This is a genomic window from Enterobacter sp. HSTU-ASh6, from assembly GCF_026319105.1.
In the GTDB taxonomy this organism is placed as follows: Bacteria; Pseudomonadota; Gammaproteobacteria; order Enterobacterales; family Enterobacteriaceae; genus Enterobacter; species Enterobacter sichuanensis.
This window is the reverse complement of sequence record NZ_WSPD01000003.1, coordinates 271,698-285,408: the sequence shown is the minus strand read 5'-3', so window position 1 is coordinate 285,408 and position 13,711 is coordinate 271,698. Positions and strand designations below refer to the sequence as shown.

Genomic DNA, 13,711 nt, shown 5'->3' with positions numbered 1-13,711 from the left:
CATCACCCTCACTCTTCAGTTTGCCAAACGCTTCTGCCATTAAATACGCGTAATACCCAATGCCCGGCCCGATTTTCAACGACCGTGTAGGCATCATGACTGAACGGGAAATGCCACATCGCTGCCGGGGGCATCCCTAACCAGGTTGCCAGCAGCAGGCTCAGCACACCCTGATGCGCCACAATGAGCATCTCGTCGTGCTGCTGCAGTTGACTCATCTCATCCGCCGCCGCCCTGACTCGTGCGGCGAAATGCGGGAAGGCTTCGCCACCGTCGGGCGTGGCGTTTTGCCAGTCATCCAGCCAGCGCTGCCACGACGCGGGATTTTCTTTTTCAATGTCGCTGTAGTGCCGCATCTCCCATTTGCCAAAATCCAGCTCGTTAAGACGCGCATCCACTTGAACATCATGGGCAGTTGGCACGATAAGCCGCGCCGTTTGCTGAGCACGCTGCAGCGCGCTGACGCGCGTCTGCCCGAACGCGACCCCGGCCAAAAACCCGGCAACACGCTGGCTTTGCGCAATGCCCTGCGGCGAGAGCGACAAATCGGTACTACCGTAAAATACACCGCTGAGGTTAGCGGTGGTTTGACCGTGCCGGACCAGAAAAATACGCATACGTCAGACCCACAGAAGCGCCAGAAGGAAGACCATTTCGCCTATCTCCTCCATCGCACCCAGGGTATCCCCCGTTAGCCCGTTCAGTCGGCGGCTTAAAAAAGTCTTTACCGCGTTGACGACAATCCAGGCGATGATGCTGGCGACAAGCCCCTGCATCCCCGCCATCAGCCCCACGAGCGCTACGCCGATGCAGAGGGTGATGATGGTCTCTTTGCCGCTGATATGGCCGAGATAGGCGTTTGCCATGCCTGCACCCTCACGCGCATAGTGCTGCCGGTACATGGCCAACACCATTCCCGTGCGCCCGACGATCGGCGCACACACCAGCAGTGCAAAGAGGGTATTAACGGGAAGCTGAGCCAGGGAGATCGCCGTAGCGACTTTGATAAGGATGCAGAATACGATGGCCAGACCGCCGTAAGTCCCCAACCGGCTATCGCGCATAATCTCCAGCATCCGTTCACGGGTGCGGGCAGAAAAAACGCCATCGCAGGTGTCCGCCAGACCGTCCAGATGAAACCCGCCGGTCAGCAGCACCAGCGCCAGCACCCAGGCAACCGCACCGATAATGATGCCCCCGCCGGTCTGGCTCACCGCCAGATAGCTTACGGCGGCCAGGCCACCAACGATCAAGCCCACCACGGGGAACCAGGGAACGCCACGGCCATACTGCGAAAATTCAACGCCGTCGCTCCATTTTTGCGGCACCGGTATACGGGTAATAAATCCCAGCGTCGCCCACAACATTTTTAACGACATTTAATCTTTACTCCAATTCCCGAGACAACCAGCCACACGTCCTGCGCCGCCCGCGCCAGCTTCTGGTTCGCGCGCCCGGCAATATCAACAAAATGACGCGCCAGCCGATTCTCTGGCGTGATGCTCATGCCCAGCTCATTGGTCACAATATAAACCGGCGCCGCCGACTGCTGACAGGCCGCTATCAGGTCGTCCACCTGCTCTTGCAACACCGCCTCAAGCGCGGAAAAATCGAGAGTTTCTGGCGACGCGCCGCCGCTGGCGTCATAGAGCAGGTTCGACAACAGGGTGGTGACGCATTCCAGAACAACGCCTTCGCCCGGCTGCACCTGGTGGCGAATCACATCGCCCAGATCGCGATACCCTTCCCAGGTTCGCCAGTGCGCAGGACGCTGGGCGCGGTGCTTGTCAACGCGCAGCGCCATTTCTTCATCGGTAATCACTGACGTCGCGATATACAGCACGCGTTCGCACTGCTGCGCCGCCAGTTGTTCGACGTGCGCACTTTTCCCGCTGCGCGCGCCTCCGGTGACTAATATCATGCGACCTCCTCCTGATGCTCCCGCATAATTTGATAGATCTTTTTAATATCAATATGTTCTCGCATCGCGCTCGCCAGGATATCAAACTGTTGCGCTTTATAAGCTGCGTAATCTACCGCAACGTCTAATGGCGCCAGTCCTTTGCGCTGGCGTAAGCCATCCACCATGGCGCGCGTGAACGCATCGTTATCGAATAACCCATGGAGATACGTTCCTATCACCTTCCCGTCAGCGCTGATGGCACCATCCGCTATGTGCGTGCCCCCTTTTTCCAGAAACAGCGCCGGGTCACCGTCGGATATCAGCCGGGTCTCTCCCATATGAATCTCATAACCCTGCACCTTCATGTCTGATAACGGGGCAAGCCACGTCGGCAGCGCCGACGCCATCCGCCCGGAAACCTGCGTCGTGGTTTTTCGCTGCGCAAAGCGAGTCACGGTATGAAGTAGACCAAGCCCTGGCTGGGTTCCCATTCCCGATTCCACCTCATCAATGATGGTGTCGCCAAGCATCTGGTAACCGCCGCAAATGCCCATGACGGGCACGTTCTGTTGGTGGGACTGCAGCACCGCGTGCGCCATGCCGCTTTCCCGCAACCAGGCCAGATCGCCCAGCGTATTTTTACTGCCGGGGAGAATCACGAGGTCAGCCCCCGCCAGCTCCTGGGGAGAGCGAACATAGCGCACGCGCACATCGGGCTGCGCCGCCAGGGCGTTAAAGTCGGTGAAGTTGGAGATATGCGGAACCTGCACCACGGCAATGTCGATATCACGCGGCGCGGTTCGCAGGTATTTTCCCTTTTGCAGCGCCACGCCGTCCTCATCTTCCAGATCCACATCCAGCCACGGCATAACCCCCAACACCGGCACGCCGGTCAGGTTTTCTATCTGTTCAATGCCCGAACAGAGCAGCGCAACATCGCCACGAAATTTATTGATGATGACCCCTTTCACGCGCGCCCGCTCGTGGTCGTGCAGCAGCGCCAGCGTCCCGTAGATGGCGGCAAACACGCCGCCTCTGTCAATGTCCGCCACGAGGATCACCGGGCACTGCGCCATTTCGGCCATCCCCATATTGACGATATCGCGATCGCGCAGGTTAATTTCCGCCGGGCTACCCGCGCCTTCCAGCACCAGCACGTCATACTCTCTGGCCAGGCTGTTGTAGACATCACGGATCTGCTCCCGCAGACGCGGTTTGTACGCGTGGTAGCTGACCGCGTCCATATCGGTCGCCACCTGCCCCATCAGCACCACCTGCGCTTTACGGTCACTGGTCGGTTTTAACAACACCGGATTCATCCGTACGTCCGGCGTGATTCCCGCCGCCTGGGCCTGAAAAATCTGCGCGCGGCCCATCTCTTTTCCCTCCGGGGTGATACCGGAATTGAGCGCCATATTCTGCGATTTAAACGGCGCGGTACGCAGGCCATCCTGATAAAAAATCCGGCACAGCCCTGCCACCAGGACGCTTTTACCGACGTCAGAAGCGGTTCCCTGCAACATAATTGCCTGCGTCATGAGGCCTCCTTCATTACGTTTTTTTGTCGCATACGGCTGAAAAATTCATCTTCGGTTTTGCATAACGGCAGGCCAAGTTGCGCATGCAGTTTGACGAGCCAGGGCTGCGTTAATCCGGCCCGTTCAATCAGTTCGCTGCGGGCAAACACCTCGCCCGGCGCACCGTGCGCCAGCACTTCTCCCTGACGCAGCACGTAGACGGCATCGCTGACATCGTAAATCAGGTCAATATCATGACTGGAGATCACCACGTGGTTCCCCTGCGCCACAATACGTCTGATAATCTCGATCATCTGCGTGCGTCCTGAAGGATCAAGCCCGGCCGTGGGCTCGTCCAGCAGAAGATAGCGCGCCCCCAGTACCAGTGCCCCAGCGATGGCGACTCGCTTCTTTTGCCCATGGCTCAGGCACTGGATCGGCTGCTGACGAAAACGCTGCGCGTCGACCAGCGTCAGCGCATCGTCGACGCGCCGCGCGATCTCCGGCTCAGCCACCCCCAGGTTGCGCAGGCTAAAGGCGATGTCGCTATCAATATCGGTATAAAAGATCTGCTGATCGGGGTCCTGAAACACCGTTGCGACCTGTTGACGGAGCGCCAGCAGTCCGCGTTTGCTGTAGTCCAGCGGCTTCCCCTGCCACAGCACCGCTCCCTGCTGCGGCCTCAGCAGGCCGCTCAGGTTCATAAATAACGTCGACTTTCCACAACCGTTAGCCCCGACCAGCCCGGTGACGGCATGGGTCGAAAAATCCAGCGTCAGCCCTTTAAGTACCTGCGCCTCCTGATAGCGAAACCAGAGATTGGTGGTGGTCAGCATGGTGCGATTCCTTACAGGGGAAAATCACCCTGGTAGAGTTTAATATCCAGCGTGGTCGCCATCTGCTGATAGCGAATCAACACCCGGGTAAACAGCAAACCGACCAGCATCGCCAGAGAGCGATAGCATTTTGGCAGGCTGCAATAGCCAAAACGCAGGGTCTGCGCGCGATGAATCGCCAGCGCTTCGTCCAGCAAAATAAAAATAAAGCGCCAGGTCAGCAGAATCTGTTCGGTAAGCAGACGCGGCACGCGTGCCCGCTTAAGCAGTACAATCAGCTGCGGAAACGGCAAATTCAGTACCAGCCAGAACGTCGCCGCCAGCGCGGCAAGGCTGCGCCAGAAGGTTTCACTGGCGGCGGTCATCCCGGAAACGGTGATCCCCAGCCAGTAGTGCCCCACGGGGACGCTGACCATCAGCGTGTGCGGGTCTCGGGTGACGCTAAAGAGGATCGTCAGTACCCCGACCAGCAGAAAGCCAAACGGCAGCGCCATCCAGCGGCACCAGCGCCAGAAGCTCATACGCAGCAGCCAGCAGGTCAGTCCCGCCGTCAACGCCACTACGATCCCCTGTCCCAGCGGCGGCAGCACAAACGCCAGCATCATCAGCGCCAGCCAGAGCAGAAACTTGCGTTCCGGCGCAACGTGAGCCCAGCGGCTCTGGTAGCTAAGCCTGTCAAGCCCGGTCATCACGGCGCTGTCTGCCTTTCGTGTAGCCCAAAATATAGAAAATCACCGCTGCGCCAATGGAGCCCTGGAGCGTAAACAGCAGACTTTCAATTTCGCCGCTGGCGGGCTCATAGAGCGGCGTGAACCATGGCGTGTACTGCGGCGCCACCACCTGGATTTGATTTTCGGCTTCACCATCCGAGCCGCCAAATTCCCCCCCGTGATCGATAAAAAATGGCAGTACGATCAGGGCAAGCACCATCGCCAACAGCATCAGCGTTTTTTTCATCTCAGTATCCTTGCGCGGTAATCAGCTGACGTTTGGTCAACTGGTCATAAATCATGACGGTTAACAATCCCTCTGCGATGGCGATGGGGATCTGCGTCAGGCAGAAAATGCCCATGAATTTCACCATCGAGCCCGTGGTACCCGTCGCCGGGTCCGGGAACGCCGCGCCAAGCTGAACCGAAGTCACAAAATAAGTCACCAGATCCGCCAGCATCGCGCACAAAAATACCCCGACATCACGACGGAGCCCGGCACGGCAGGCCATCTTCCACACCATATACCCAACAACCGGCCCAATCACCGCCATCGACATGCCGTTCGCGCCAAGCGTGGTCAAACCGCCGTGTGCCAGCAGCAGCGCCTGAAACAACAGCACGATGGCGCCGAGGATGGCGACGACCCCAGGCCCGAACAGAATCACGGCGAGTCCCACGCCGGTGGGATGCGAGCAGCTGCCGGTTACCGATGGGATCTTCAGTGCCGACAGCACGAAAATAAATGCCCCGCACAGCGCCAGCAGGACTTTCTGGTGGCTATCCTCCTGCACGATACGGCGCAAGCGCACCAGTCCGTACCACAAACACGGTAAGAAGAGCAGCCACCACGCCAGCGCCCACATCGGCGGTAAAAACCCTTCCATGATGTGCATTGCGAACGCCTGCTCCGGCACCACCATCAGCAATAGCGCCGCCGCCAGGCCACCAAATGACAGCTGTTTAAGCTGTTGTTCGAGTTTCATTACGCATACTCCCACTGTTTGTTGACCAGAATGGTCGAGAAATAGGGTAACGGCTGGTCATCAGCAACCTCATCCAGATGCCGCCAGCACTGCTCGCCAGGGAGCGTGGCCTCTGACATCATCAGTGCGCAGTTCAGCAGCCCGGCCTGCGCCAGCAGCGCTTTGATGCGCGCAAACCGGCCATACACCTTCATCAGCACCAGACTGTCGTGCTGCTGCAGCGCCTGTGCAATCTCCGCTTCCGGCGCGGTACAGGCGATCACAGCCAGCGACTGCTGTTCCATCGCCAGCGGCGTTTTGGACCGCGCGGCAATCGCGGCAAACGACGTCACCCCGGGCACAATTTCCAGCCAGTCCGGATTACCGATGCGTCGCAGTAAGAACACCCAGGTGCTGAACAGCATGGCGTCGCCCAGGGTGATAAAGCCAACCTGTTTTCCGTCGTTCACCGCCCTGACTAACGCGTCGGCCACCTCATCCCACACCGCCTCTTTTTCAGCATCGTCGGCGCTCATGGGAAAGTGGCAGCAGCGGATGTCGGTCTGTTGGCCGATAAACGGCCGGACGATAGAGAGCGCCAGGCTATCGCCGCCTTTGCGACCGGCCGGGGCATAGAGAATATCCAGCGAACCGAGGATCCGTGAGGCGCGCACGGTGATAAGGTCAGACGCGCCCGGACCGGTACTCAGGGCATACAGTTTGCCGCTCATGCTGCCTCCTCCATCGCGACGCTCAGCGCCTGCTGCAGATGGGCGACGAACATCGCGCGCACCGCCAGGTTTTCTCCCAGCCCGCTCAGCCACGGCGTCGCCGCGATCCCGGCTGCGTTAAACAACGTCTTCCAGGAATCCTCGGCATCAGAGGCCATATCATTAATGGCGTGATCGCCTGCCACCAGCATCAGCGGCATCAGATGCACGGCGGTGACGCCCTCTTTACCGAGGCTCTCAATCAGGATGTCGACTTCCGGGTAGCTCTCCACCGCGCCGACGCGGGCAGGGAAACCCTGGACCATCATCATGTGGTCAAGGCAGGCATAGGCCGCAAAGGCGTGATGGCTGGCGCCGTGGCCCATAAACACCACTTTTTCCGTAGCCCCAAGCGCTGGCATCTGCTGTTGCAATGCGCGTATCAGCTGCGCGTAATCGTCGTGGCTGCTCAGGAGCGGAACCCCCAGCGTCAGGCGGGTGAACAGCGGGCGCAGGCTCTGCACTTCACGGACGATTTTCTCGTACTCATCGCCGTTGATGATATGCAGGGACTGAATCGCCACATCCTGATATCCCTGAGCCGCAAGCTTTTTCAGCGCCTGCAGCGGCGTATCGATCTCAATGCCGTCACGCTGTTTCAGCTTGCGAATAATCATCCCGGAGGTGAATGCCCGAAAAAGCTCACGGTCAGGGCAGCTTTCTGCCAACGCACGCTCGCAGGCCACAATGTTCTTCTCGCAGGTATCGTGGTAGCTGGTACCAAAGCTGACCACCAGAAGCGCCTTTTTCATCACTATCTCCTTAAGCAACGGCCATCCAACGCGCTAAACGCCCGGCGAATGCGGCCTGACTTTCCAGTAACTCGTCTCCCGTCACCAGCGGTGCCGGGCGTGTAATCACGATGCAGGGAATGCCCGCATCCAGACAGGGTTGAACCTTTTCCCGATAACCGCCTTCCGCCCCGGACGCTTTGGTTATCATCACGTCAGCCCGGCACTGACGATAAAACGCCGCGTTAAACTCAGCGCTGAATGGTCCGCACAGGGCGAAAATCTCGGTAACACCAAAGCCAAGCCCGGCGCATTGCTCAAGGACCTCGGGCACCGGCAGTACCCGGGCCAGCAGCGTTTTCTCCGGCAGCGCGGTACGCCAGCGCGCAAGATCTTTACTCCCGGTAGTCAGCAGCACGCGTTCGCCAAGACGCCGCGCGATGTCGCAGGCCTCTTCAATTCCCGGCACGCTGTAGAGCAGCGGATGCGTCAGCTCGCTAAGCTGTTCAGGGCGCTGATAGCGGCTAAGCAACACGCCCACCGTTTCACAGGCCGTCAGGATGTTGCGGCTGACCACTTCAGCGTAGGGATGCGAAGCGTCAATCACCCAGCGGGTCCTGTTTGCCGTAAGCCAGTCAACCATCTGTTGCGGCTCCAGACGACCACAGCGCACGCGCCCCTTAATGTCGCCCGCCAGCCGCTGCCCGGTGGGCGTCGCCACCGACAGGGTGTAGGCCACGCCAGCCGCATCCAGCTGGTGGCAGATCGCGCGGGCATCGCTGGTGCCCCCCATGACCAGCACGTCGCCATATTTCACAGCACATAACCCCGCGGTGTGATCATCAGCCCCTCCTGCACATACGTGGCTTTATTTCCGACAATCACCAGACTCGTCATATCGACCGGCTCAAAGTCCATGTCACCCAGCGTGGTTAGCCACTTCTCCTGCTTTTTACGCCCGGCAGATTTCACTACCCCTACCGGCGTTTGCGGACTTTTACTGGCGCGCAGCAGCTCAAATGCGCGTGCCAGATGGCCCTCGCGACCCCGGCTGCGCGGGTTATAGAAACAGATGACAAAGTCCGCTTCTGCCGCGGCGACAATGCGTTTTTCGATGACGGGCCACGGCGTCAGCAGATCGCTTAAGCTGATGTGGCAAAAATCGTGCATCAGCGGTGCGCCAAGCAGAGAGGCAGCGGCGATACTGGCCGTCATCCCGGGGATCAGGCGAACCTCAACGTCCAGTTTCTGTTTGCTGACCAGCTCCAGCACCAGCCCCGCCATGCCATAAATACCGGCGTCGCCGCTGCTGATAAGCGCGACATTATGCCCGGCCTGCGCCAGCTCAATCGCCGCCTGGCAGCGTTCAATCTCCTTACACATACCGGTTTTGATGACCTGTTTGTCGCCCGTGAACGCCTTCACCAGATGGGTGTAGGTTTTGTAGCCAACGATGATTTCTGCCGCCTGTAACGCGTCTACGGCTTCCATGGTCATCATGGCCTGCGAGCCCGGGCCGATTCCAATTACGCTTAACATCAGTGTGAAACTCCCAAAGTGATAGTGACGCCCTGTTCGCGCAGGGTTTCTCCTCGTAGTTGCCCATGGCTCAGCAGCCACGCTGCCGGACCCGAGACGCTCCCCACCCCAACCGTCTGGCGTACAAAGGGTGAGGCCGCAAAGCGATGTTCGTGCTCACGCAGCGCGTCAGCGGTAAAGGTTTCAAAAGGAACACGCCAGCAGGCGGCAAGCTGAAGCAGGCCCGCTTCGTCTTTTTTAAGGGAGACGCTGCCAATCGCTTTCAGCGCCAGCGGATCGAACTGCTGCGCCTCAAGCTGACGCGCCAGCAGCGTCGCCAGTAGCGAATACGGCGTGTTGCGTCGACAGCCGATGCCTGCCACAACCCGCTGCGGGACCAGCTTCCAGTGCGGCAGCGGCAGTTCCGGCAACGTATTTCGCAACGTAATACACACCAGCGCATCCAGTTCAGGGAGGTGCTGCAGGTCGCTCACGGTAATAAATCCGCGCCGATCGCACTGACTGACGTCGCTATCGAGTTCGACATCCCACCACAGCCCTACCCGCTGGTGGCTCACCAGCATCTGGTTGACGATTTTTACCGTCGTTCGGAAATCGCGCATTCGGGCATTGAGCTGAATGGCAAGGGTATCCAGCGCGGCCATCTCGTTGACGTCCGTGGCGGTGGTTATCACCGGGTCAGCCCCCAGTATTCCCGCCAGGTAGCGAGTCAGCGCATTCGCGCCGCCGGCATGGCCGGAAAGCAGGCTAATCACGTGCTGCCCACGCTCATCGATCACCACCACCGCCGGGTCGCTCAGTTTGTCGTCGATCAAAGGCGCCAGGACGCGAACCGCAATGCCGGTTGCGCCGATAAAAATCAGCGCCGGGTAGTGCGTGAACGCCTCGCGAAGCGCCGGGGCAAAGCCGCCGTTGAAGGAGACAAAGCCCTCTTCCTGCAAATGCTCGCTGGCAAAGCAGGTTACCGGCAGCATCAATGCCAGGCGTTTCGCCAGCTGCACGCCACCCGGCGTCAGACAAAACAGCGCGATGGACTCAGGCCTGGCGGTATTCATGGCTAAAATCCGCAGCATAGAGTTTTGAGTAGTGATACTCCTCGCCCAGGAACTTCCCGACCAGAATGAGCGCCGTTTTGCGGATCCCCGCCTCGCGTACCTTGTCGGCGATATCCGCCAGCGTGCCGCGTACGGTGTGGCTTTCCGGCCAGGTCGCTTTATAAATGACGGCAACGGGCGTGGTGTCCGGGTAGCCACCTTCTATCAGACGTTCCGCCACCCGGTGAATACGCTGGACCGAGAGATAAATCGCCATGGAGGTCTGATGGCTGGCAAATGACTCCAGCTGTTCTCGCGCCGGTACCGGCGTACGGCCTTCGAGGCGGGTAATAATCAGGCTCTGTGAGACTTCAGGAACGGTGTATTCGACCCCAAGCTCCGCCGCGGCGCCGAGGAAGGCGCTGACGCCGGGCACCACCTGCCAGGCGATGCCGCGTTTGGTCAGCTCTTCGCCTTGCTCACGGACGGAACCATAGAGCGAGACATCACCGGTTTGTAAACGTACCACCGTTTTTCCGGCCTTCACGCCTGCCGCCATCAGGTCAAGGATCTGTTCTAAATGAAGTTCCGCGCTGTCGTGGCATTCGGCCTCCTGCGGGCAATAGGCCAACAGTTCGGTATTGATAAGCGAGCCGGCATAGATAACCACCTGCGCCTGCTGCAGCAGCCGATATCCCTTGAGCGTGATGAGTTCACGATCGCCGGGACCTGCACCGACAAACCACACACAACGGGAATCAAACGTCTCAGACATGGTGTTCTTCCTTCTGACAGGCGATAACATAAACAGGATTATTCGGTTTGAAATAGTGGCCGCTGCCGAGCGGGGTCAGCGCGGAGCTCTGCATTTGCAGGCAATCAATGTCCTGCACGCCGATCTGCTGCAAATGGGTCAGCGCGGTGGTGAGGTTTTCCATCAGGATAAAGGTCATGACCAGACGTCCGCCTGGATGTAACTGCCGCATGGACCAGTCAATAAGCGATGTCAGATGGCCACCGCTGCCGCCCATAAATACCGCATCGGCCTTATCCGCCACCGGTAACGGTGCAACGCCCGGCAAAATCGTGATATTGCGACAGGCAAAATGCTGGCAATTTTCCGCAAGCAGTTGCAGAGCCGCAGGGTTACGCTCAATGGCCGTTACGCGCAGAGAGGGAAACAGCAGCGCAGCCTCTATCGACACGCTCCCGGTCCCCGCGCCTACATCAATCAGATGGCTGACGCGGTGCAGTTCCAGTTTCGCGAGGGCAAGCGCGCGTACCGCCTCTTTGGTCATCGGCACCGTTTCGCCGCGCAGAAACAGTTCATCTTTCATCGAGGATCACCAAAGCATTCATCTCATAGTCAGCGCTGACCTCACTGACGGGAAGCCAGTGGATCCGTTCGTTTGCCATCGCCAGGTTTTCACCAATCACCATCCAGCGATGCCCCTTACCACGTGCGACCAGCTGCGCGGCAATCTCTTTCGGCCCGCACTGGCTATCGGTGACCATTGCCACTTTGCGATGCCGTACCAGTTCATCAATATTCACGCTGCGGCCATGGCTGCTGGTGAGCCATATCTCATTCATATCAATGCCCGCCTGCGCGCACAGGTACTGCACCGCGCTGATGCCGGGAATCACGCGCACGCGCGCAATACCAAAATGCGCCACCATCCGCGATCCGATGCCGTAAAACAGCGGATCGCCGGAGGCGACAATCACCACCTTTTTCTCCTGACGCGCCTCAACCCAGGCCAGCAGCTCCGGAATGTTGGCGCCGAGGACAAACGTCTCGCCGCCAAACGCCGGAAACGCCTGCAGGTGGCGTTTTCCGCCAACCAGCGCATCGGCGCGCTCAACGGCGTCTCGCGCAGCGGGCGTCATCAGGGAGAGTCCCGCTGGCCCCATTCCCACGACCGTTAACATTGCAGCTCCCGGGCTATCGCCTCGACCGGGCGGTTGCTGCCCAGCACCTGGTTATCAAAGGAAAACAGAATGGCGTCACAGGCCGGCGGATTTTTGGTAAAGCGCAGCATCTGCATCACGCGCAGGCAGATACGTTCGGCAAGGTGGCTGTAAAGAACCTGAAAACCCCAGGTTTCGATATGTTCCATCGCCGCTTCGGTGGTATCGCAATCGCTGACGGCGGTCAGTAATTCCAGCGGCGCGCCGAGTAGCGCCAGATGCGCCACCAGCGTTTCCATGCGTGCATCAGCGATATGGCTGTGGGTGTGGAAAATCCCGGCGGCAACTTTGATCAGTTTGCCAGGATGGCCGACCAGCACTATCTGGCGAAATCCCAACCGCACCGCCTCTTCGATCATGTAGCCGACAAAATTGCTCATGGTGACCACGACATCTTCATCGATGCCCATCTGCTCACGCACAAAACGCTCGCCATGATTGCCCGGTACCAGTACGACCCGTTCCAGCCCGGCCGCGCGTTTAATCTCCAGATCAAGAGAAAGCGATCGTTTCCAGCTCTCCTCTGACATCGGAGTCACAATGCCAGTTGTGCCGATGATCGAAATGCCGCCCAGGATCCCGAGGCGTGAGTTGTAGGTTTTCCGGGCCCGTTCTTCCCCTTCAGGCGCAAAAATTGTTATGTCGGCCCCGCGGGTCGGGCCAATCGCCTCACGCACCGCGGCTTCAATGGTGTGACGCGGTGTGCGGTTGATCGCCGCGCTGCCGAGGGGCAGGCCAATTCCTTTGCGCGTCACGATCCCTACGCCTTCGCCGGCCGACAGCGTAATCTCGCCGCTGTCGTTGAGCGTCACGCGAGCAAAAATCAGCATGCCGTGCGTGGCGTCGACGTCATCACCGCCGTCTTTGCGGATGGCGGCAATCGCCTGCTGTCCTTCAATGTGCGGCGATTCCACGTTCAGACACAGCGTAACGCCGGAGGGCGTGACAATGGAGACCTGATGAATGAGGTGCTGGCGCAGCACCATCAGCGCGGCGACTTTCGCTGCCGCGGTCGCGCAGGAACCGGTGGTGTAGCCTTTGCGTAACGCCTTCCCGTTATGCCATACCGGGGCATCGAAGGTTGAATCGCTCATCGCGCCCCCTGCAGGTAATAGAGCATGGCGTTCACAATCGCTGCTGCCACATTGCTGCCGCCTTTGCGCCCGAGTGCCGCAATAGCGGGCAAATGGCTGTGCGTCAGCGCCTCTTTCGATTCCGCCGCCCCCACAAACCCCACCGGGACGCCCACCACGCCACTGACGGCAACATCATGCTCAAGCAGGCGAAACAGTGCCGTTGGCGCATTGCCAAAGACGAAGACCTTCTCACTCTCTTCCGTCACCGCGATATCAACGGCCGCCATCGAGCGGGTGATTCCCTGTGCTTTTGCCTGTGCTACCACCCGCGGGTCGCTGATATAGCAACGACATTCGCCCCCGAATGTGGCCAGCAGCGTTTTGTTGATCCCGGAGAGCGCCATCGTGGTATCGGTATAGATGACGGAGGGGCGACGGAGCGCCGCGCAAAGCTGCTCTATGGCGTCATCTGAAAACCAGAGAATATCCAGCCAGTCAAAATCTGCAGTGGTATGGATTACCCGCTTGACGATCGCCTCATGCAGCGGGCTGGCGAACCGGTACTCCGGCCGCGTTTCGCGAATGATCTCGCCAATGATGTCGAAACTTTTGGCTTCAATCGCCTGGGGTTGCTGGATGTATTGCATTGTCTCTTGTCC

18 protein-coding genes are annotated in these 13,711 nt (G+C 59.3%); all 18 read right to left on the bottom strand.

Annotated elements, in window-relative coordinates; all coding sequences use genetic code 11:
• Positions 1-8: 8 nt before the first annotated feature.
• Genes cobC through GM298_RS05275 form a run of 18 tightly spaced genes read right to left on the bottom strand, consistent with a single transcriptional unit; the run spans position 9 to position 13,699 of the window.
• A complete protein-coding gene (gene cobC, locus GM298_RS05360; RefSeq protein ID WP_025755925.1) occupies positions 9-617 on the bottom strand; it encodes an alpha-ribazole phosphatase in 609 nt (202 codons plus the stop codon).
• A 3-nt stretch (positions 618-620) separates the two neighbouring features.
• On the bottom strand, positions 621-1,379 hold the full coding sequence (gene cobS / locus GM298_RS05355) for an adenosylcobinamide-GDP ribazoletransferase (protein WP_025755926.1): 759 nt from the start codon (positions 1,377-1,379) through the stop codon (positions 621-623).
• Positions 1,370-1,921 (bottom strand): bifunctional adenosylcobinamide kinase/adenosylcobinamide-phosphate guanylyltransferase, encoded by a 552-nt coding sequence (cobU, locus tag GM298_RS05350; protein ID WP_045284666.1) that lies wholly within the window; start codon positions 1,919-1,921, stop codon positions 1,370-1,372. Before cobU ends, cobS begins: the two co-directional genes overlap by 10 nt.
• Positions 1,918-3,441 carry a cobyric acid synthase gene (locus GM298_RS05345; protein ID WP_025755928.1) on the bottom strand — a complete coding sequence of 508 codons (1,524 nt, stop codon included), beginning with the start codon at positions 3,439-3,441 and terminating at the stop codon, positions 1,918-1,920. Before GM298_RS05345 ends, cobU begins: the two co-directional genes overlap by 4 nt.
• Entirely contained in the window at positions 3,438-4,256 is an 819-nt protein-coding gene (locus tag GM298_RS05340; protein WP_045284668.1) for an energy-coupling factor ABC transporter ATP-binding protein, read from the bottom strand. The genes GM298_RS05345 and GM298_RS05340 overlap by 4 nt, the downstream gene beginning before the upstream one ends.
• 11 nt (positions 4,257-4,267) lie before the next feature.
• Positions 4,268-4,945, bottom strand: coding sequence for an energy-coupling factor ABC transporter transmembrane protein (locus tag GM298_RS05335; RefSeq protein ID WP_266153771.1), 678 nt, complete (start codon positions 4,943-4,945; stop codon positions 4,268-4,270).
• Positions 4,932-5,213 (bottom strand): energy-coupling factor ABC transporter substrate-binding protein, encoded by a 282-nt coding sequence (locus GM298_RS05330; protein ID WP_045284670.1) that lies wholly within the window; start codon positions 5,211-5,213, stop codon positions 4,932-4,934. The genes GM298_RS05335 and GM298_RS05330 overlap by 14 nt, the downstream gene beginning before the upstream one ends.
• Before the next feature lies 1 nt (position 5,214).
• Positions 5,215-5,952: a cobalt ECF transporter S component CbiM gene (cbiM, locus tag GM298_RS05325; RefSeq protein WP_045284671.1), complete on the bottom strand. Its 738-nt coding sequence runs from the start codon at positions 5,950-5,952 to the stop codon at positions 5,215-5,217.
• Positions 5,952-6,662 (bottom strand): cobalt-factor II C(20)-methyltransferase, encoded by a 711-nt coding sequence (locus GM298_RS05320; protein ID WP_025755932.1) that lies wholly within the window; start codon positions 6,660-6,662, stop codon positions 5,952-5,954. Before GM298_RS05320 ends, cbiM begins: the two co-directional genes overlap by 1 nt.
• Positions 6,659-7,453 carry a sirohydrochlorin cobaltochelatase gene (gene cbiK, locus GM298_RS05315; protein WP_025755933.1) on the bottom strand — a complete coding sequence of 265 codons (795 nt, stop codon included), beginning with the start codon at positions 7,451-7,453 and terminating at the stop codon, positions 6,659-6,661. Before cbiK ends, GM298_RS05320 begins: the two co-directional genes overlap by 4 nt.
• Positions 7,454-7,463: 10 nt before the next feature.
• Positions 7,464-8,249 carry a cobalt-precorrin-6A reductase gene (locus GM298_RS05310; RefSeq protein ID WP_126800336.1) on the bottom strand — a complete coding sequence of 262 codons (786 nt, stop codon included), beginning with the start codon at positions 8,247-8,249 and terminating at the stop codon, positions 7,464-7,466.
• Entirely contained in the window at positions 8,246-8,971 is a 726-nt protein-coding gene (locus GM298_RS05305; RefSeq protein WP_225286275.1) for a precorrin-3B C(17)-methyltransferase, read from the bottom strand. The genes GM298_RS05310 and GM298_RS05305 overlap by 4 nt, the downstream gene beginning before the upstream one ends.
• Entirely contained in the window at positions 8,971-10,026 is a 1,056-nt protein-coding gene (gene cbiG / locus GM298_RS05300; protein WP_094918251.1) for a cobalt-precorrin 5A hydrolase, read from the bottom strand. The genes GM298_RS05305 and cbiG overlap by 1 nt, the downstream gene beginning before the upstream one ends.
• Complete coding sequence (locus GM298_RS05295; protein WP_047958201.1) at positions 10,007-10,780, bottom strand: cobalt-precorrin-4 methyltransferase; 774 nt, start codon at positions 10,778-10,780, stop codon at positions 10,007-10,009. The genes cbiG and GM298_RS05295 overlap by 20 nt, the downstream gene beginning before the upstream one ends.
• Entirely contained in the window at positions 10,773-11,342 is a 570-nt protein-coding gene (locus GM298_RS05290; protein WP_059385504.1) for a decarboxylating cobalt-precorrin-6B (C(15))-methyltransferase, read from the bottom strand. Before GM298_RS05290 ends, GM298_RS05295 begins: the two co-directional genes overlap by 8 nt.
• On the bottom strand, positions 11,332-11,937 hold the full coding sequence (locus GM298_RS05285) for a cobalt-precorrin-7 (C(5))-methyltransferase (RefSeq protein WP_104557299.1): 606 nt from the start codon (positions 11,935-11,937) through the stop codon (positions 11,332-11,334). Before GM298_RS05285 ends, GM298_RS05290 begins: the two co-directional genes overlap by 11 nt.
• Complete coding sequence (gene cbiD / locus GM298_RS05280) at positions 11,931-13,070, bottom strand: cobalt-precorrin-5B (C(1))-methyltransferase CbiD (protein WP_266153756.1); 1,140 nt, start codon at positions 13,068-13,070, stop codon at positions 11,931-11,933. Before cbiD ends, GM298_RS05285 begins: the two co-directional genes overlap by 7 nt.
• The gene (locus GM298_RS05275) at positions 13,067-13,699 is read right to left on the bottom strand and encodes a cobalt-precorrin-8 methylmutase (protein ID WP_262783549.1); all 633 of its coding nucleotides are present in this window, start codon (positions 13,697-13,699) and stop codon (positions 13,067-13,069) included. Before GM298_RS05275 ends, cbiD begins: the two co-directional genes overlap by 4 nt.
• Positions 13,700-13,711 lie beyond the last annotated feature (12 nt).